The sequence below is a fragment of the Sphingobacterium sp. SGG-5 genome, from assembly GCF_011043525.1.
Taxonomy (GTDB): domain Bacteria; phylum Bacteroidota; class Bacteroidia; order Sphingobacteriales; family Sphingobacteriaceae; genus Sphingobacterium.
On the sequence record NZ_JAAKGO010000017.1, the window covers coordinates 1 to 18984 of the forward strand.

Here is an 18984-nt window from a genome sequence, read left to right on the forward strand (position 1 = left end):
AGACAGTAACTGCAGCGTGCCGCAGATGTCCAACCGGAACGGTTACCCGTTACGCTACATGATCATTTCCTTAAAGAACTCCTGCGCCTCCGCTCGCGCTTCGGCTTTCCTGTATCTTAGGCCCCTTTTAAAAGGCTTATTTTCTTCTCTCTTCCGACGGCCTTGCGCCGACGGGATTGCAAAGGTAGAAACTTTTTTAGCTTTTCCAAAAAATAATCTCTTTTATTTTTTGGACGGGTGAAAGACCCGTGCCTCCTGTTCCTTTTCAGTGATCCATAGACCCTGCGCCCCCTTGCGGAGCGGAATGCAAAGGTAGCGATTCTTTACCGCAGCAGCAAACAAAAAGATAGATCCCAACGGACCCGCCCCGTAAACCACTGGAGGTGAAACATATATTTTTTTCGACGCAGGATAAGAACGCTCTGTTGTCCCTTTCTTCTGACCTTGTTCGCCCTTCCTTCGGGGCCGCTTCGACGCGGCTTCGACGTCGCTCCGACGCACGTCGGAGCCGTGTCGGAGCAGCGCCGGAGCAGGGTAACGGAAAGGCAGAAGTTGGTCAGAAGTTGGTCAGGAGAAAGGATATAGTTATTTACCTCTTAAATACCCAAAGTTTTTGTAAAGTAAAGTTGAAGCCTAAGGAAACCACAAGCTCCACTATGAGCTTTGAGAGGATAAAGTGCCAATTCCAGATATCAACAAAAAAGTGAATTCCTATTGATTTTAACGTAATACTTCCTATTACAACCAGAATAAATTTCCATAACTGGCTTTGTACTGACTGTTCGGTATTGTTAAACGACCAATACCGGTTGATGGTAAAATTGACGATTGCCCCCAGACTGCCACTTATTGCATTGGAAAAAGGGGCTGAGATGACTAATATTTTATAGCAAAACGAGTAAATCCCAAGATCGGAAAGTCCTCCGATAAAAGCCGACAATTGGGCCCTTAAGAACTCTTTTAGCTTAAATGACATTACTTTATTTCTTCAGCATGCTGCTTGGCTAGTTTCTCCTCTTTGTCTTTTGCATCTCCTAACGCTAACAGCTTTTTTGTGTCCACCACATTAATACAGAATAATATAATACATATCCCCAATACACTGTAATCTAACGTTCCTTTCACGACAACCTCCAACAAAAGTACCAAACAGATAACGACACGTATCTCTGTCGGCCCCATCAACCCTGCATCTATCGTATATTTATCCGTAATTCTATAACGTAGCTGCGAAATAATCATCGCCCAACCATACAGTGCTACCAAAGCAAAACCGAGGTACTTAAAATCACCTACCGTATAGAAAATATAGCCGAGCCCGATAAATACCGTACTTACCCAATCCATCACGATATCCAAGGCAAAACCATACCATTTACGCGATTTGTTGCGATAATAGGCAATACGACCATCTAACGAATCACCAAACCATTGCACAAAAAAGCCGGGAATAGCGAGCAGCAACAAATTCCGATCGACATACTCTGCCAATAGAAAGCTAACCAAGATCATCAGTGAACCAAAAAAACCGATTGCCGTAAGTCCATCCGAAGATATCCAGCCTGGAATTTTTGGCACCAGATAAGAGATCAATTTCTGCTCCGGTTCACTTAAAATATTTGTACGTTTTCTATCTAAAAACAACTTTTTATTAATCTTTTGTCCACTCATCATTCACTTAATTTAAAGCCAATTGTTCTCCCTGTACCACAGCAAAGTCTCTCTTAAACCTCTTTCCAGATCATAAGAAGGGCTAAAACCTAATATATCCCTCGCTTTGGAAATATCACACCCCCAGTTTTCAGCAGTCAACTCGCTTAAGCGTTCCGGATAGATCACAGGCGTTTTCGAAGAATTACGGTATAGCCGCTGCGAAATATGAGCTACGGCCTTTACCATCCTGAACGGCACATGTACACGCCACATCTTCTTTTGGAAGACTTCACGGAACACCTCCGACATCCTGTATCGGGAATAGACCTCTCCATCTGTAATATTGTAAAATTGTAATCCTTCCTGCGGCTGTATACACCCCCGCAATAAGGCATCTACAAGGTCTTTCACGTAAATAAAGCTCAGCCGTTGGGGCTTACCACCAATATAAAGATCCAATCCCTTATTCATTGCCTCAAAAACCAAAAAAATATCCCTTTCACGCGGACCGTACACAGCTGTGGGTCTGAATACCGAAATGGCCTTATCACCAAATTTTTCACGGATCATCATTTCCGATGCCTGCTTGCTCCTGCCGTAAACTGTCAACGGTCGATACGGTACTGACTCATCCATCAATGTGCCGGCATCATAACCGATCGGCCCTAAAGCAGCCAAACTGCTCACATATGACACTCGTTCCAAGGGAATTTGTGCATGAAATGCAGCCTGCAAGATACGTTCTGTGTATCCCACATTAACTTCCAGCATATCCTTTTCCTCTTTCGCTTTCGTCAATGCTGCGGCATGAATGATATAGTGGTATTGTTCTTGCTCAAATACGCGCTGTAAGGCTTCGGTATTCGTAAGATCAAGGTATACAAATTTGTCTACAAACGGACTGATATCTTCGATATTGCTGGTCTTCCTAACCGCGGCATGCACCTCCAGTCCGCTCGCCTTTGCCGCCATAACAAGATGATACCCTATGAAACCGCTAGCTCCTGTAATGAGTATTTTCTTCATGAGAAACGGAAGTTTTCATCAGATAGCTTTTTCAAAAAGCCGGTAACGTTTATAGAATTCGGCGTTGATTTGCTCAATCGCATGATTCATGAGATAGTTATCATCCAACATCCAGGAGCATTCCGCCTCTACGATACCCGAAGGTGTAGCGTTTCTAATAAGAGAGCCATACAGACATGCTTCTATGCCCAGCTTCCTATAATTCTCCAAGACGCCCAACATCAGCACCCGCAACGACTTTATCTTCTTCTTGCCAAACAGCAGTTTGAAAATACCGGTAGGCAATAGCCGTCCCCTTTTTATTTTGATCAATACTTCATTGATGTTAGGAATCCCCACTACAAAACCGACAATTTCATCATCCTTCTCCGCCAAGATACAATACTTCGGATCCACAATCATCTTTAAGTCTTTCGCGGTAAAATTGAACTCTTCGTCCGTCATCGGCACAAAGCCTAAATTTTTATCCCAGGCCTTGTTATAGACGGCCTTGATTTTTGCAGCCTCATTTTTGAAATCTTTAAGATTAATCTCGCGCAAGATTATTCCAGAACGTTTTAATCGGGCTTCTAACTTATCCAACAACAATACGGAGCGCCTACTTGCCTTATCTGGAGATATAAGATAAGCCCGGAGATCAATCTTCTTTGTGAAAGCGGAACCCGTAATCAGTTCCTGATAATACGGATAATTATAGGGCATCATGGCCATCGGTGGACGATCAAACCCTTCCACCAACAATCCACATGTATCATTGGTCGTCAGATTGACAGGGCCTACCATCGTATCACCGCCTTTTGCTTTTATCCAATCTTTTGCTGCCGAAAGCAACTTGTCTGCGACCTCTTGGTCGTTTATACAATCAAAAAATCCAAACTGTCCCTCCCGGACCTGATTGAAGGTGTTATGATTGACATTCCAGATAGCTGCAATACGTCCAACAATATTTCCATCGCGGTAGGCTAAAAAAAGTTGAGCGGCAGAGTGTTTGTAAAATGGATGTTTTGATGGGTTAAGCAGATCTTCCTGCGCCAAAAATAATTCTGGAACATAATTAGGATCATTCTGATACAAATCGTGCGGGAAATCGATAAACTTTGCTCGCTGCTTCTTTGTTTCAACTGGTATGATCGTAATCATGTTGTAAATTTTTAGAATTAAATAACTGCTCTTTCTATTTCTAAGGATTGGAACACTTTGGTCATCTTTTCCACGGCCTCCTCTATCTGGGCGAAAGAATGTGTTGCCATCAAGGAGAAGCGTATGAGCGACTCCTCCGCAGGTACGGCCGGTGCGACTACCGGATTGACAAAAACTCCATACTCCTGAAGCATCTTTGTCACGATATAAGTCTTCTCATTATTCCGAACAAAGATCGGAAGAATCGGACTTTCCGTTGCACCTAAGTCAAAGCCACTTTCCAATAACAATTTCTTGGCATAGTGTGTATTTGCCCATAAACGCTCCATATGCTCCGGTTCGGTGCGAATAATCTCCAATGCTTTTAATGTAGAAGCTACAGACGCCGGTGTCATACTTGCACTAAACATCAACGAGCGCGCCTTATGTTTCAAGAATTCGATCGTATCTTTATCCGCTGCAACAAAACCACCCAATGAGGCCAAAGATTTGCTAAAGGTCCCCATAATGAGATCGACCTTATCTGTGAGTCCAAAATGACTCGCAGTACCTGCACCTCGCTCGCCAATAACTCCCAGACTGTGTGCATCATCACACAATATCGCGGCATCATATTCTTCAGCCACCTGCACGAGTTCGGGCAACTTGACAATATCACCCTCCATCGAGAATATCCCGTCCGTAGCAATCAATTTAAAGCTATCTTCTGGAAGTCTGCTGATTTTCGACCGCAAGTCGTCCATATCATTATGGGCATACTTAATTACTTTAGAAAATGACAAGCGACTACCATCAATAAGCGAAGCATGATTCCGATCGTCCAATAAAATGTAATCGTTACGACCCGTAAGACAGGACAAAGGTCCTAAATTAGACTGAAAGCCTGTACTGAATAAGACAGCAGCTTCCTTACCTACATAATCGGCCAGCTGTTCTTCCAGCTCCACGTGAATATCTAATGTTCCATTCAAAAACCGAGATCCGGCACAACCCGTTCCGTATTTGGATAAAGCCTGTTGTGACGCCTCAATAATCCGTGCGTCTGTCGTTAACCCTAAATAGGAATTCGAACCAAACATTAAGACCCGCTTCCCGTCGATCTGTACTTCAGTATCCTGCCGCGATTGGATGGGTCTAAAATAGGCGTATAAATCACTGGATTTGATTGGTTCAAGTTCTTTTTTTAAGAACCTGGATGTTATTTCGCTTAACTTTCCCTTGCTCATACAGGTAATTCTTTTTGTTGTAAAAACACTTCCTACTTTTTGACTATAAATAGATAAACGTCAAAAAAGACTACACGGCTCATTACGCCTTTATTTGTTAAAAATAGCAACGTGCTGTAATCTTTTTGTCTGTCTTAATACATTCGTTAATTCAAAAGCCGTGCAAACATACAAAAACTTCAACTTATTTATTGTAATAGAAAACACATATAAATCTCATAAAGTTAAATTATTGTTAATGAAACTGCAATAGCAGATTAACTTTTATAGTTAGACCTTAACCCTAAAATGTTTAACTTTGCTGGACAAATATAGTTTATATGGCGTTAGCTAAGCACATTCACATCAAAAATAAACGAGCTTCTTTTGAATACCATATTTTAGATACATATATAGCTGGAATTCAACTTTTGGGTACTGAAATTAAATCCATCCGAGAAGGGAAGGCTAATATCAATGACAGTTTCTGTGCTTTTTTTGAAGATGGATTATATATCCGGAACATGCATATCGCTGAATATTCTTTCGGTTCATTTTACAACCACGAAGCAAAAAGGGATCGCAAACTGCTATTGACCAAAAAAGAACTTAAAAAATTGAAAGAAAAAGGTGAAGAGAAAGGCTTCACCATCGTGCCCTTAAAGATGTTTATCAGCGAGCGTGGTTTCGCGAAGGTAGAAATCGCTTTAGCACAGGGCAAAAAAGATTTTGACAAACGGGAAACGATCAAAGAACGAGAATCGAAGCGTGAGCTGGATCGGGCGATGAAACGCTAATCGGTGTGATCCACACGTAGTACACCGACATCTATACCAATACCTTTCAAAAGCATGGAAGCATTGAAAACCGTACATTTACCGTTTTTGAGTTTATAGTCGAACAGCATCTCTCCATCGGCCACCTGTATATCAAAATGAAAGTTTTTGATCAACGTTGGGTATTCGTCTTCTAACGAAGCCAGCTGCAAATCATGGGTCGCAACCATTCCCTTTCCTTCCATTTCGATCAATTTTTTGATGATGGCCTTCGATCCTAAATACTTATCCACAGAATTTGTCCCACGTAACATCTCATCAATTAGGAAATAGCTGTCATCGGTCACTTCTATCGTCCCCAGAATAAATTTCATACGGTCGATCTCCGCCTTAAAGGTAGATGTGCTTTCACTCAGATTATCTTTAATACGCATATAGGTTACCAAACGATAGATAGGTAAGTGCAATTTCGTCGCACAGACTACGGCGCCTGCATAGGCCAGCACAGCATTGAGTCCCACAGTACGTAAAAAGGTACTTTTTCCCGCCATATTAGATCCGGTTATCAACGCAATCTGATGTTGTCCGGCATCATAATCATTGGCTACTGCTTTCTCTTCTATAATCAGCGGGTGGTTGATCGCCTCTGCATATATACGACCGGAAGAGACATCGTCTACTATAACGGGCTTACTCCAGGTGGGATTATTGCGCCGCAAAGTAGCTAAGCTCACCAAAGCCTCCACTTTAGCGATGGTATCAAAACTTTCCAGCACATTTACGCCATAATTTTCTTTCCATTTCATGATCGCCAATACCTGCCTGAAATCCCAAAGAAATATCATATTTAATAGCGCTCCCACCAGAAGGTTATTACGGGCATCTAGCTTGTCGATCAATGTACCCAATTCTTTAAACGCATCTGACAATACGTGTTCTTTCTTCGTATGTAACCTTTGTTGCAGATCCGCATTCAACGCGGCGTCAAACTGCTCACGCTCCACCAACTTGATCGCATCCGAATAGGCGATCAGCGTATTTCCGATCTTGTCGATACGATTGGAGAAGAAACTGACTTTCCCCCCAAGTCCCATGGTCCACAACAAATGAAGTACACCCAACCCGGCTATATACCCCCAAATGGGGTAAAAGAATATAGAAACCAATAGTGATCCTAATACAAGAAATGGTGCAAAAGGAACATACAATCGCATAAATGTATTTCCGAATTTCAATCCCTCCTCTTTTAGATAATTGGACAGAAAAGCTTTGATATCGGCTTTTTGGTTCAGATTAAAGAGCAGCCTGGATTGAAACTCCTGACACCATTCCATTTTTGTAGACAGTTCCTCCGCCGCCAGCTGTCTTTTTTCCACCATTTCTTTCGTGGAAGAGGACAGAAACCAGGTCGCCAACCGTACCACACCGCTGGAAGTTGCTGCTCGATTGACTTTCGCAAACAAGGACGATGAACCAAATACATCCAGATCGGACACATAGGGATGCTTTGGATCATCAAACTGGTTGCCATCTTCATACATATTATCACCACTATCCATCAGATCAAGCTCATTTTGGTTCACGCGCAGCAGCGCTTGTTTACCATGAAGCTGTTTCTCCAAAACACTCTGCCTTCTCACCAAAGCCACAAACCCGAGCACGATAGCCAGTACGGTGGCCAATAATATCCAGATATTATTCCATTGGAACACCTGAAAAAGCAACGCCCCACCAACGACAATCGTAACGAGTCGAAATATACTGTTCGTATTTATTTTTTTTTCTAAAACAGCAATCTCTTCCTTTTTAATGCGGACGTTATTCGTGTAAATAGCTCTCATAATTATCATTGCTGTTACTACCATGCTTTATCGCCCACCAACGGGACAAAGCGAAATGTATCTAATTCTATGCGTTCAAAATCATTCTCCCCGACACGGAGAATGGTCACCATTTTCTGTTCTTTCTCATCTCCTACGGGAATGACCAATAGTCCGCCTAACTTCAACTGACCTAACATGACCTCCGGCACAAAAGGCGCACCTGCCGTAACGATAATTTTATCATAAGGTGCATGTTCAGGAATACCTTTAGAACCATCACCCAGAAAAAAATGAGGTTTGTATCCCATATAAGGAAGCACAACTACCGTTCGATTATACAGTGCCTCCTGCCTTTCAATGGTAAACACCTCTGCACCCAATTCGAGCAGAATACAGGTCTGATACCCTGATCCCGTCCCGATTTCCAATACCCGGTCACCTTTCTTCACATGCAGCAGCTCCGACTGATACGCAACGGTATAGGGTTGCGAGATCGTCTGTCCGTCGCCGATGGGAAATGCAATATCCCGATAGGCCTGATTCCAAAACGTTTCGTCAAAGAAGAAATGACGAGGAACCTTCCCTATGGCCTTTAAAACGGCTTTATCCTGAATACCGCGTTTCTCCAAATGGTGAACCAACTGCTTTCTTGCTCCTTTTTCTCTGTAATTGTCGACAAATCTATAGGCCATGATTCCCCAAAAATACCATTGTTAAAGCAGACTTGCATGGACTAAATGCAAAATTCATTGCTTTTATTTTGCATATATGCGCGTCTATCTTTAATTTCGGATATGAAACCATCAGATTTATACAAACGATTCAGCAAGATGAATAAATCTGATAGCTTCATCACCATTAAACAAACAAACTATATACCGATGAAAAAAATCATTCTATTATTTACCATTACCGTTTTCTTTTTTACAAACACATCCGCTCAACAATCGAGCGATGATGGAATTTTAAAGGTATTGGCTATAGGAAACAGCTTTTCCGACGACGCCGTGGAGCATTTTCTTTACGATATTGCCAAAGCGGGTAATAAAAAGATCATCATCGGGAATATGTATATAGGAGGCGCTCCCATCGTGCTGCATGTCAAAAATGCCACAGCGGATAAGAAAGCCTATTCCTATCGGAAAATCAATCTGGATGGAGAGAAAAACGTGACAAAAAACGTCAGCTTAGCGGAAGCTATCGGCAATGAAAACTGGGATTACATCAGCCTGCAACAAGCCAGTTCCTTCTCTGGTCAGTATGATGTGATTATGAAAGATCTGCCGAAGTTAATTTCGTATGTACAATCCCTTGCCCCGAACGCCAAATTGATATACCACCAGACCTGGGCTTACCAGCAAGATTCGAAACATAAAGGCTTCGCCAATTATAATAAGGATCAAACTACGATGTACAAAAGCATTATGGACGTTACAAAACGCATCGACAAGTCCAAAGCTTTTGCCTTTATTGTTCCGGCAGGAACGTCCATACAAAATGCGCGTACGTCCAGTATCGGCGATCATTTCACCAGAGATGGTTTTCATCTGCAACTGACTTACGGTCGATTTACCGTCGCCTGTGCCTGGTATGAAAAGCTATTTAACGAAGATGTCCGTCAAAACCCTTGTCAGCCGGAAAAGATTTCGGCGCTGGAAGCGAAAATAGCAAAGGAAGCGGCACATAAGGCGGTTAAAAAACCGTTTAAAGTATCTAAAATAAAATTATAGTCCTTTTTAATAAGGATCTACATCAATCTGTACATAAACACCAGCATTCTTTTTGTCCAACTCAAAAAGAACCAGTGTATTCCGGATGAGGTCCTTTACCTTGGCGATATTGAGATGGACACGTTCGATCTTAAGTGTGATCGTCTGGATATAATAATTGCGTACACGCCCCACTAATGGAGGCTCAGGCCCCAACACTCGGTCTCCCAATTGCTCCCGCAAAGCGTTGGCAAGTTTCTGTGCGGAGTCTTGTGTTTTCTGTTGGTCGTTGTGTTTGACATCTAAACGAATAAGCCGTACAAAAGGCGGATAATGGAAATTCTTCCGTTCGGTAATTTCCTGTAGGAACATTCCTTCATAGTCATGCTGAATAACCTGTTCGATTACCCTATGCCCCGGTGAATAGGTCTGTATAATGACCTTACCTTCCTGATTACGCCTGCCTGCTCGACCGGATACTTGCTCGAAGAGCGAAAAAGCCCGCTCATAAGCCCTGAAGTCAGGGAAGTTGATTATTCCATCGGCGTTGATGACACCGATTAAACTTACCCGTCCAAAATCAAGACCTTTGGCCACCATTTGCGTGCCGATCAGGATATCAAACTCATGGTCATCAAAGGCACTTATAATCTTCTCAAAGCCATACTTACCCTTTGTGGAGTCCAGGTCTAACCGACCTATGCGGATATCGGGCAATAGTATTTCCAGCTCCTCTTCGATACGTTCTGTTCCATAACCCTTGCTCTCCAGATGCGGCATTCCACAGGCCGGACATACGTGAATAGGATTTTCATGATGTCCACAGTAATGACAGTGCAACAGATCCGACGTCTTATGATACGTCATACTGACATCACAGTTCACACATTTAGCGACATAACCACAGGTGCTGCATTGCAGAAACGTCGTGTGCCCTCTTCTATTCTGAAACAGAATAACCTGTTCCTTACGGGCTACAGCTTCTGTTATATTTTCCAGCAACGTCGTGCTAAAATAGCTCCGCATCTCCTCCTTCCGGCTGGCTTCTGCGATATTGACAATTTCCATTTGTGGTAGCTGTGCATCACCGAAGCGCTGCAACAGTTGCACCAGCCCATATTTACCCGCTTTGGCATTGTAATAACTTTCAATCGACGGTGTCGCAGAACCTAATAACACGTTAGCCTGATGAAGATGGGCCAGATAAATTGCGGTATCCCGGGCATGATAACGCGGTGCCGGATCAAATTGCTTATACGAGCTCTCATGTTCTTCATCCACAATAACCAACCCCAGATTCGCAAAAGGTAAAAAAACAGAAGAACGCGCACCTACGACTACGTTAAACTCATTTTTCAATACTTTATGCCACACTTCCGCCCGTTCGTTGTCGTTGAATTTGGAATGATAAACACCTAACTTATCGCCGAAATGCAGCTTTAATCGTTCTGTAATCTGTGTGGTTAATGCAATTTCGGGCAACAAATAAAGAACACTCTCGCCTCGGCTGAAAGCCTCTTCAATCAGACGTATATACAGCTGGGTTTTACCTGATGCTGTCACGCCATGCAACAACACCACATCTTTTTCCGTAAAATATTTTCGGATCTGTGCTAACGCCAACGATTGTGGGTCACTCAGTACAAAATCCCTTTCGACCAACACATCCGTTCCGGCGAAGCGGCTCACCGCCTTTTTTTGTGGCTCAAAGACACCTTTATCGATCAATGCCGTAATCGCTGCAGCCCCACAACCGGATGCTTCCATAACATCTTGACGACTGACCTCCTGTTGCTGCTTGCGGAGCTGGAGAAAAGCCAACAAGGCATCTTGCTGCTTCGGCGCTCTATTCAAACTATCCAACACCTGTCGGAGGCCTTCTGAATCGGCATACACACTGGCCAGCGCCAGAAAAGTTTTGACCTTTGGCCGGTATCTTTCCTTGATTTCTTCCGAAATTAAGATAAAACCTTTTTCAAAAAGTGATTTGAGTAGTGGGAAAACGGTCTTCTGTCCGAGGATTTTAGCAATATCCGAAATACGTAGTTCGCCGGCAACGTCCAAAGCTTCTAATATCAAAAAGGCTTTATCCGACAATATCGAGCGATCGAAATCGGCATTATCGGCAGCGATAACTTTTGTTTCGGAGGCCATTTTAAGTGCTGCCGGCAATGCGGCCTGCATGACCTCGCCTAAATGACACATGTAATACCCTGCAATCCAATCCCACAGCTGGAATTGTCGGTCGTTCACTATCGGCGTATCATCGACAACATCGAGAATGTATTTTGCTTCATATTTTTCAGGTGCCAAGGTTGATATAGCACGGACAAGAGCTGCATAAATTTTGTTCTTTCCAAACTGAACAATGACACGCGATCCTATCCGAACGCGATCAGACATATCGAAAGGCACCCTATAGGTATAGGTTTTGGCAATCGACAGCGACAATATCACCTCGACAAAGCGGGTTTCTTTATCCACAAAAAGTTCGGCTTCGGACATACGCTACTTTATTTTATAGTCAATGTCTTGGAATCTCTTCTTCCGTCCCAAACGGTAAGTACTAAGATTTCTTCTTTGAGGATTTCGTAAAATATCAAGTAATCACGAACTATCTTTACCCGCACATTTTCTATTTTAGTTTTCCTGCCAATAAAAGGACTTAAAGATAAGAGCTTTAAATCGCTGATGATTAATCGATTCAGTTTTACGCTGAATGATTTAGATTTATTTCGATTTATCCAATATTCGAGAATTTCTTTTCGCTCCAGATTAGCTTTTTCGGTCCAGACTATCTTTCGCTTAGCCATTTATCAATCTCCGAATTTGCTTGTTTTTCAGATATAACTTTTCCCGCGGCATACTCCTCACGAGCTTCTGTAATTCTCGCTATTTGTTCCTTTGAAAGAGAATAAATACCTTCTTCCAATTCAAAATCCAATAACCGCTGTATCTGTTCAACAATACGCGTGTCCGTCAAATTTGTTATCTTATGTATTACACTTATTTTCAATTCAGCTGTTGACATAATATAAAGCTTTAGCCTATCAAACCTAAATAAATTCATTTTTATATGCAACTTAATGTGCAGAATATAAAAGGAATTTATTTCCCTAACACTTCTGCGACGACAAAATTGCTACCACCAATAAAAATCAGGTCTCCGGGACTGTATTTCGATGTGGCCACATTGACGGCTTCCGCAACAGAATCACATATTTGTCCCTTTAGGCCATACCCTTCGGCTTTAGCCGCCAGCTCTTCTGCGTCCATGGCACGTGGTGTATTCGGACTGGCAAAATAATACGCTGCATCTTTTGGTAGGTAAGGCAACATGTGATCCAGGTCTTTGTCTTTCATCGCACCGATCACGATATGGAGCTTCTGGTGGGACACATACGCCAGATTGCGCACGACTTCCTTGATACCATCTTCATTATGCCCGGTATCACAAATCATAAGTGGATCTGTAGACAGTACCTGCCAACGTCCCTGTAGTCCGGTCAGTCTTTTTACATGAGCCAGTGCTTCGGTCACAAAAGATCCGGGGAGCACCCACCCCTTCTCCTGCAAAATGTCGACAACCGCCAATACGCCCAAGATATTTTTACATTGATAGGAGCCGGTCAAATCTAATGTAAACTCTCCACAGGCACCTTCTATTGCGCAGATTTCAAGTCTTTGTTGCTCTGCTGTCCGCTCAATCACTTCAAGACGATATTGCTGGTCGGCAAATACAATGGGAGCATTTAAAGTATGAGCTGTCTTTTTAAAGATCGGCTCCGTCGAGGGATGTGTTTCGGAAATAACTACCGGCGTATCTTGCTTGATGATGCCCGCCTTCTCCTGCGCAATTTCTTCCAGCGTATTGCCCAAAATATTCATGTGATCCATCCCGATATTGGTGATTAGCGATACCTCGGGGTGAATAATATTGGTACTGTCCAGCCGTCCGCCTAACCCGACTTCCACAATAGCGATATCGACTTCTTGTTTGGCGAAATAATCAAATGCCATCGCGACGGTCACTTCAAAAAAGGAAGGTTGTATGTCTTCGATAAGGTCTTTCTGGGTGTTGACATAGTCCATGACGAATTGGGCATCAATCCATTCGCCGTTTACACGGATACGCTCCCGGAAGTCGACCAGATGGGGAGAGGTATAAAGACCTGTTTTATATCCCGCTGATGCCAAGATTGCGGCCAGCATATGGGAAGACGAGCCTTTACCGTTCGTTCCGGCAACGTGAATGGTTTTAAAAGTGTCCTGCGGATTGCCTATGGCTTTGCATAATGTCAGTGTGCGATCGAGGTCCTTCTTATATGCGGAAGCACCATCACGGGTAAATATCGGTAATCGCGTGTATAGGTAATCGAGGACCTCAGGGTAAGTTTTCATAAGTTATTTTTTTGTCCTGTGCCGGACTGGCACTTACTTTTGGCCGCAAAAGTAAGCAAAACTCGTCGCTGTACCGGCTCGGCACAAAGGTTCACCATTCTTACAATCGCCGACCCGCTGAGGCGACTTTTTGATAGAGTGAACGGTTCTTGCTTTTATCTATCTTGCTTATATTTTTATTATAATCTCAAACCAAACCCACTCTATATAGATAACCGACGACCTATAGATATGTTTACCTTAATTTGAATTCTATCCGGATCAAAACAGTCCGTCGTGCTGGTGCATTTGGGATGGCATTGAATTTTCCTTTTCGCAACTCTCTATTCAACATTTCGTTGACGGAAGAGGAGGAATATGTAGTTCCTTTTACACCGGAGCGTACGTTGATGACGTTTCCGTTTCTATCAATAGTCACTTCCGATACAACGACACCACTAAACTGACCATCATCTTGGATTCTTGGTCGTACAGCCCAAACTCTACTTTCTAAAGAAATCGGTTGATCACCAAATCCCGAACCTCCGTCGCCATAGTTACTGGCCAAAGGATCGCCTAATGCAGATCCCTGATTGCCGGGGGTGGATCCGGTACCGTCGCCTGATCCGCTGCCATCATTCTTTTTACCTTTATACAAGGCATTGGTGTTGATCGCGGGTGTACTGTTTTTGGTTTCCTTTGTGGTTTCGGGAGCTGTGGTTTTCACGGGTTTTTCTGCCTTGGTCACCGCAGGGGCATCCTCCATATCTTGCGTAGCTACTGCCTTATCCGAGACCTGTTGCGTAGGTGTAGGTGTTGGGGTCTCCGTTGGAACAACCCGATCGGGTCTTACATTATTGGCATTTTCATCCACCGAAGGTTCCTCAATATTCATATAATCGTCACCCATGCCTTCTTCTGTGGTACCGTAATTGACAATGATCCCGCCCATACCATATTGTTCCAATTCCGGCCGACCAAATACAATGAAGAAGCCGATAACCAACAGCAACACCATCACCAGGGTAGAATACCCCAGTGCCTTCGGCATATTGTTTTCTTCTTTATATTGATAATACATATTCCACTCTAAATTTATTCGACTGTTCAAAGGATCGTTTGTTTAATCCATTAAACCGTTAAATCGATATGCTCAATTCTTTTTCGGCTCGGTCGCCAGCACCAGTTTTATTTTCAGCTTATTGGCCACATCCATCACGGATATAACATTCTGAATCGGCACGGTACTATCCGCATACAACATGATGGTAACTTCCTCATTCGGATTCAACATCGATTTTAATGTAGGCTCCATAATATCAAAAGGCACCACTTGTTTATCAACATGGTACTGTAAGTCGCTTGTGATCGACACTGTAACTGTTTTCTTTGCGACGGATTGTTCTCCTGCGCTGGAACGTGGCAACAGCAATTTGACCACCTGTGGATTAGCCACCGCAGAAGCCAGTAGGAAGAACAACATCAGGAAGAACATGATATCGTTCAATGCTGCCGTATGCACTTCAGCCGCTGGTTTATTTCTTCTATTTCGTAAATTCATTGCTCAAATTAAATTTTCCAAACCCTCAAATCACAATACCTGCCTACCACAGGCAGGCGCGTATCGCTATACGCAATACTCCTATTGCACATCCAACTACACCCCCGGTTCATCCAATAAATCAATAAATTCGACCGCTTCGGTCTCCATTCTCAGAATCAAACGCTCTACCATCATATTTAAGATATGATAGCCGATATAAGCCATGATACCAATCGCCAAACCCGAGGCCGATGTAATCATCTTCACATACAGACCTCCTGATACCGTAGCAATATCGATTCCCCCCGCCAGCTCCACCTCACGGAAAATCTGGATAACCCCAAAGATTGTACCGACGAAACCAAGCATTGGCGCGATACCCGCTACAATACCCAAGATATTAATGTTTTTTTCCAAGCGGGAGACCTCCAGCTTGCCCGCGTTTTCGATAGCCGCCTCAATATCTTTGATCGGCCGTCCGACACGCGTCAACCCTTTTTGCAACATCCGCGCCAACGCCGAATTGTTCGAGCGACAGACCGCTATGGCCGAATCCAATTTTCCACTTAATACGTTACTCTTGATCTGGCCCATCAAACCGCTGTCGGCCTTGGACGCATTCCGAATAGTAATATAACGTTCGATAAAGATCACCAAAGCCAAAAAGAACAGCCCAATGATGGGAATCATGATCCAGCCCCCCTTCATCAATAATTGGATAAGATTCAGATTCTCTTCCTGCGTCACCAATTGAACAGCTTGTTGTTGTACTTGGTTTAAGGTGTCTACGGGTACAGCGTCTTGTAGTAATGACATAATGTTCTCTTAATATTTGTTGTTATTCGTTGTTTCTATTTAATACGGTTGGCCAAGCATCCGTTTTCACGTGTTTTCTCACATATTGTAATGCAGAATCCCGTTCTTCTTTCGTCGGGTAGGTATCCCAGATGACCTTTTTTAAATTCTTTGCTAAATTAGGTGTAAGCACCCGTACGGACTCATGTCCATCCTTATTAAAAGCTTCCGCTTCCTCATATGCCTGCGCCAATGTGCGATGGGTACCGATGACAATCGCGTATTTATGCTCTACCCTTGGCTCATCGACAACAGGGGTTTCCTCACCTTCCACAAGCTGTTCTGCTGTGTCTATCGGGGTTGTCAATGTATCTTCTAAAACGGAGGCCGTATCCACGGGCATAATAAATTCTTCTTCTATCGGCTTTACCGTATTTTGCGCCGTATACCGTGGGATATCGGTATAATACTGGTAGTAGTAATATAAACCTGCCAATGCCAATAAGGCAATAGCCGCTACCAGCCCATAAATAAAGGAGCGGTTACCCGATGTGGGTTGTTCTGTTATCAGCTCCTCTTCAACAATACCTGCAGCTGCTATATCCTGTGTTTCCTGCCCCTGCACCTCTTCTTCCGCTGACTGTACAGTTTCTTCCGGGATCACGGCCTCTACCGGTTCGGCAGTTGTCGGAAGGGGCTCGTCCTCAACAACAGGTTCATCCGGAACTAAGGCCTCTGTCGCTTCCGTCTCGGGAACTATCGGTTCTGTTGTCGACACGACCGGCCCCAAACTAAAACCGCTCAGATCAAGAGGTTTAAAGACATAGCCTGTGCCGTATCCTACCAAATGCCCTAAATTCTCTAGTAAAGCTTGCCCTGTGGAAGCAATTTCGTTCTTGAGCACTGTGACCGCTGCGCCCAGCTGTGCTGTCGCTTCCTCCGGACTACACGATCCTGTCTGTTGCAGATAATGTATTAAATTGTATCCCTCCGTCGCTTCGCTATCAAACTCTATATATTGAACAGGTGGCAAAAACACATTTTTCGCAGTATCAAAAGCCGAAGGTGTATGCATTTTTCGAAATACACCCAACCCTTCCACGTAGACTGCCGTTTCGGTTTTCAGTAAAATGTATATGTGCTTACCTAAATTCATGTACAATTTTTATTGGATCAGAACTGCAAATTTAAACGTTCTATCCTTAAAACGAAAAGTTTAGCCCCCCGATTAAATTAAAACCTAATTTCGGATAATACAAATAGCGCTGATACTCCTTATTAAAGATATTATTTACCCGGATAAAGACACCCAGATTCGAAAGTGCTTTATACTCCGCGCCACCACTTAAGTCAAAAAACGAAGGCAGAGTTGCCTTTTGATCCGTTGAAATGGATATCGGATCTACAGACGTATCATACGTATACGCTTTGCCATACGACACATCATGGAATAAGGCCTCTGCATCAATATATAGCTTTTCCGAAATATTAAAACGCGCATTTGCCGCCAGTCGGAGAGCCGGTGTAAACCAAGCCTCCTCTTTCGCTGCCATGGTATAACCATCTAAGTTAAGACGTCCCCCCAGATTGACCAGTTCCGAAAGCCTCACATTTACCTCGCCTTCAATACCCACATACTTCACCCGGTCGTCCGCATTACCATCATAGATGAGATCAAATTGGAAAGGAGTTTCCTTACTGTTGATAAACAGCGGCATCCCTTCAATCGATTTATAAATGACCTTGGCTTTGTAGCCAAAGGTTGCTCCGGCGTTACCTTTGATACCTCCGAAGAAGTTCAGCCGCTCGACAGCATTCCGATACTCCTGATCGGGACCTAAATACGGATTAAGTTGTGAAAATGCCCGATAGGAGGCCTTCTTCACCCCACCGTTGACTCCACCAAAGAGATGAATGTATTCCGGCACCAAAGAGAAATCAATTTCGGCCGATGGAAAAATATTGAACCGGCTGCTGTCACCGAATTCAGACACGAGATTGGCCCCAAAGGTCAAAGTATAGTTCGCGCCTTTGAAACTGATGTACGGGTTGATATTCGCCACGGAGTTATTCAGCTTGCCATCATTGGCCGTATTAGATGTCCCTTGCAGTGCATTCACATCCACCGCCACATTAGCCCCCACATTAAACGTACGCACCCGCTTATTCACGTAAGCCGATAAGGCCAGCGAATTCTCTTTTGAGGTGAATTTATCCTTAAACGTATAGGCATCCAGTTTGGCCGAATACGAAAAAGCTTCCTCATTCTGCGGATCAAAATTGCTGGTCAGCTCTCCCGTAAAGTAAATATCATTAAAGCGCTGCGGCTCCTTTGCCGGATTCAGTGTCTGCCCATCATCGGACAACGGTATGCCATAGAAGCGCGTCGCATATCGGTTATACCCCAACGTTCCATCGACCGTAAAATAAGGCAATACCCGACGACCAAATACGCCTACCTCCTGCCGCGAGAACTTCTGTTGTTCTAAACTTCCCTTCTGATTAAGATGCTTCACAAATCCACCAAAACGGATATCCTCGTAATCCTCCACCGCAATATAAGCTTCTCCCAGAATTGTTCCGAAATTACCGATCCCAAGTTTCACATAATTGCTGGTAATATCTTCCTTCCGCGTAAACGGCAGTTCTTGCACCCGCAGCTCCTTCAATCCGGTATTGATATCCAACTTTTTGTCCACAATATTGCCGTAGTTCATCTTCGGCATATAGCTCCGTTTGTTCGTCATATCGGGGCTTTGGCGAATTTTAACCGCATCCGCAAGAATAGGTTTGTAATCCCGCACGATATTGAACGAATCAATTGTCACCGGTTGCTGAACCGTATCCTCTTGCGACCAGGCCTGATGTCCCATTCCGAGTAACAATGCTACAATAGCACAATTCTTAAAAGCAGTTTTAAGCACCTTCATCTGT

18 protein-coding genes are annotated in these 18984 nt (G+C 43.6%); 2 read left to right on the top strand and 16 right to left on the bottom strand.

Features of this window, described 5'->3' with window-relative positions; all coding sequences use genetic code 11:
* Nucleotides 1-589: 589 nt before the first annotated feature.
* From G5B30_RS16915 to spt, 5 genes are read right to left on the bottom strand one after another with little or no spacing between them, the layout of a single operon-like run.
* Complete coding sequence (locus tag G5B30_RS16915; RefSeq protein ID WP_165321195.1) at nucleotides 590-976, bottom strand: GtrA family protein; 387 nt, start codon at nucleotides 974-976, stop codon at nucleotides 590-592.
* Nucleotides 976-1674: a CDP-alcohol phosphatidyltransferase family protein gene (locus tag G5B30_RS16920; RefSeq protein WP_317164358.1), complete on the bottom strand. Its 699-nt coding sequence runs from the start codon at nucleotides 1672-1674 to the stop codon at nucleotides 976-978. The genes G5B30_RS16915 and G5B30_RS16920 overlap by 1 nt, the downstream gene beginning before the upstream one ends.
* A gap of 9 nt (nucleotides 1675-1683) precedes the next feature.
* Nucleotides 1684-2679, bottom strand: a complete 996-nt coding sequence (locus G5B30_RS16925) for an NAD-dependent epimerase/dehydratase family protein (protein ID WP_165321196.1) — start codon at nucleotides 2677-2679, stop codon at nucleotides 1684-1686.
* 18 nt (nucleotides 2680-2697) lie between these two features.
* On the bottom strand, nucleotides 2698-3819 hold the full coding sequence (locus G5B30_RS16930) for a hypothetical protein (RefSeq protein WP_165321197.1): 1122 nt from the start codon (nucleotides 3817-3819) through the stop codon (nucleotides 2698-2700).
* 17 nt (nucleotides 3820-3836) lie between these two features.
* Nucleotides 3837-5045, bottom strand: a complete 1209-nt coding sequence (spt, locus tag G5B30_RS16935) for a serine palmitoyltransferase (protein WP_165321198.1) — start codon at nucleotides 5043-5045, stop codon at nucleotides 3837-3839.
* Between the two features lie 320 nt (nucleotides 5046-5365).
* Here spt and smpB point away from each other — a divergent pair, with 320 nt between their 5' ends.
* Nucleotides 5366-5821 carry an SsrA-binding protein SmpB gene (gene smpB / locus G5B30_RS16940; RefSeq protein WP_165321199.1) on the top strand — a complete coding sequence of 152 codons (456 nt, stop codon included), beginning with the start codon at nucleotides 5366-5368 and terminating at the stop codon, nucleotides 5819-5821.
* Here the strand turns inward: smpB and G5B30_RS16945 are convergent.
* Together G5B30_RS16945 and G5B30_RS16950 are read right to left on the bottom strand one after the other, a co-directional pair.
* Complete coding sequence (locus G5B30_RS16945) at nucleotides 5818-7641, bottom strand: MutS-related protein (RefSeq protein ID WP_240903248.1); 1824 nt, start codon at nucleotides 7639-7641, stop codon at nucleotides 5818-5820. The two genes, smpB and G5B30_RS16945, sit on opposite strands and share 4 nt — an antisense overlap.
* A gap of 17 nt (nucleotides 7642-7658) precedes the next feature.
* Nucleotides 7659-8315 carry a protein-L-isoaspartate(D-aspartate) O-methyltransferase gene (locus G5B30_RS16950; RefSeq protein WP_165321201.1) on the bottom strand — a complete coding sequence of 219 codons (657 nt, stop codon included), beginning with the start codon at nucleotides 8313-8315 and terminating at the stop codon, nucleotides 7659-7661.
* Nucleotides 8316-8504: 189 nt separating this feature from the next.
* Between G5B30_RS16950 and G5B30_RS16955 the strand changes: the two genes are divergently transcribed.
* A complete protein-coding gene (locus G5B30_RS16955) occupies nucleotides 8505-9353 on the top strand; it encodes a DUF4886 domain-containing protein (RefSeq protein WP_165321202.1) in 849 nt (282 codons plus the stop codon).
* A gap of 6 nt (nucleotides 9354-9359) precedes the next feature.
* Here G5B30_RS16955 and priA read toward each other — a convergent pair whose 3' ends face one another.
* From priA to G5B30_RS17000, 9 genes are all read right to left on the bottom strand, one after another.
* Complete coding sequence (gene priA / locus G5B30_RS16960) at nucleotides 9360-11837, bottom strand: primosomal protein N' (RefSeq protein ID WP_165321203.1); 2478 nt, start codon at nucleotides 11835-11837, stop codon at nucleotides 9360-9362.
* 8 nt (nucleotides 11838-11845) lie between these two features.
* Nucleotides 11846-12145 (bottom strand): type II toxin-antitoxin system RelE/ParE family toxin, encoded by a 300-nt coding sequence (locus tag G5B30_RS17600; RefSeq protein WP_165321204.1) that lies wholly within the window; start codon nucleotides 12143-12145, stop codon nucleotides 11846-11848.
* A complete protein-coding gene (locus G5B30_RS16970; RefSeq protein WP_165321205.1) occupies nucleotides 12127-12363 on the bottom strand; it encodes a hypothetical protein in 237 nt (78 codons plus the stop codon). Before G5B30_RS16970 ends, G5B30_RS17600 begins: the two co-directional genes overlap by 19 nt.
* A 77-nt stretch (nucleotides 12364-12440) precedes the next feature.
* Nucleotides 12441-13733: a bifunctional folylpolyglutamate synthase/dihydrofolate synthase gene (locus G5B30_RS16975; RefSeq protein WP_165321206.1), complete on the bottom strand. Its 1293-nt coding sequence runs from the start codon at nucleotides 13731-13733 to the stop codon at nucleotides 12441-12443.
* Between the two features lie 235 nt (nucleotides 13734-13968).
* Nucleotides 13969-14793: an energy transducer TonB gene (locus G5B30_RS16980; protein ID WP_165321216.1), complete on the bottom strand. Its 825-nt coding sequence runs from the start codon at nucleotides 14791-14793 to the stop codon at nucleotides 13969-13971.
* 72 nt (nucleotides 14794-14865) lie between these two features.
* On the bottom strand, nucleotides 14866-15273 hold the full coding sequence (locus G5B30_RS16985; protein WP_165321207.1) for an ExbD/TolR family protein: 408 nt from the start codon (nucleotides 15271-15273) through the stop codon (nucleotides 14866-14868).
* A gap of 96 nt (nucleotides 15274-15369) precedes the next feature.
* Complete coding sequence (locus G5B30_RS16990; protein WP_165321208.1) at nucleotides 15370-16071, bottom strand: MotA/TolQ/ExbB proton channel family protein; 702 nt, start codon at nucleotides 16069-16071, stop codon at nucleotides 15370-15372.
* 22 nt (nucleotides 16072-16093) lie between these two features.
* Nucleotides 16094-17206, bottom strand: coding sequence for a hypothetical protein (locus G5B30_RS16995; protein WP_165321209.1), 1113 nt, complete (start codon nucleotides 17204-17206; stop codon nucleotides 16094-16096).
* Between the two features lie 46 nt (nucleotides 17207-17252).
* The gene (locus G5B30_RS17000; protein WP_165321210.1) at nucleotides 17253-18980 is read right to left on the bottom strand and encodes a hypothetical protein; all 1728 of its coding nucleotides are present in this window, start codon (nucleotides 18978-18980) and stop codon (nucleotides 17253-17255) included.
* Between the last annotated feature and the right edge of the window lie 4 nt (nucleotides 18981-18984).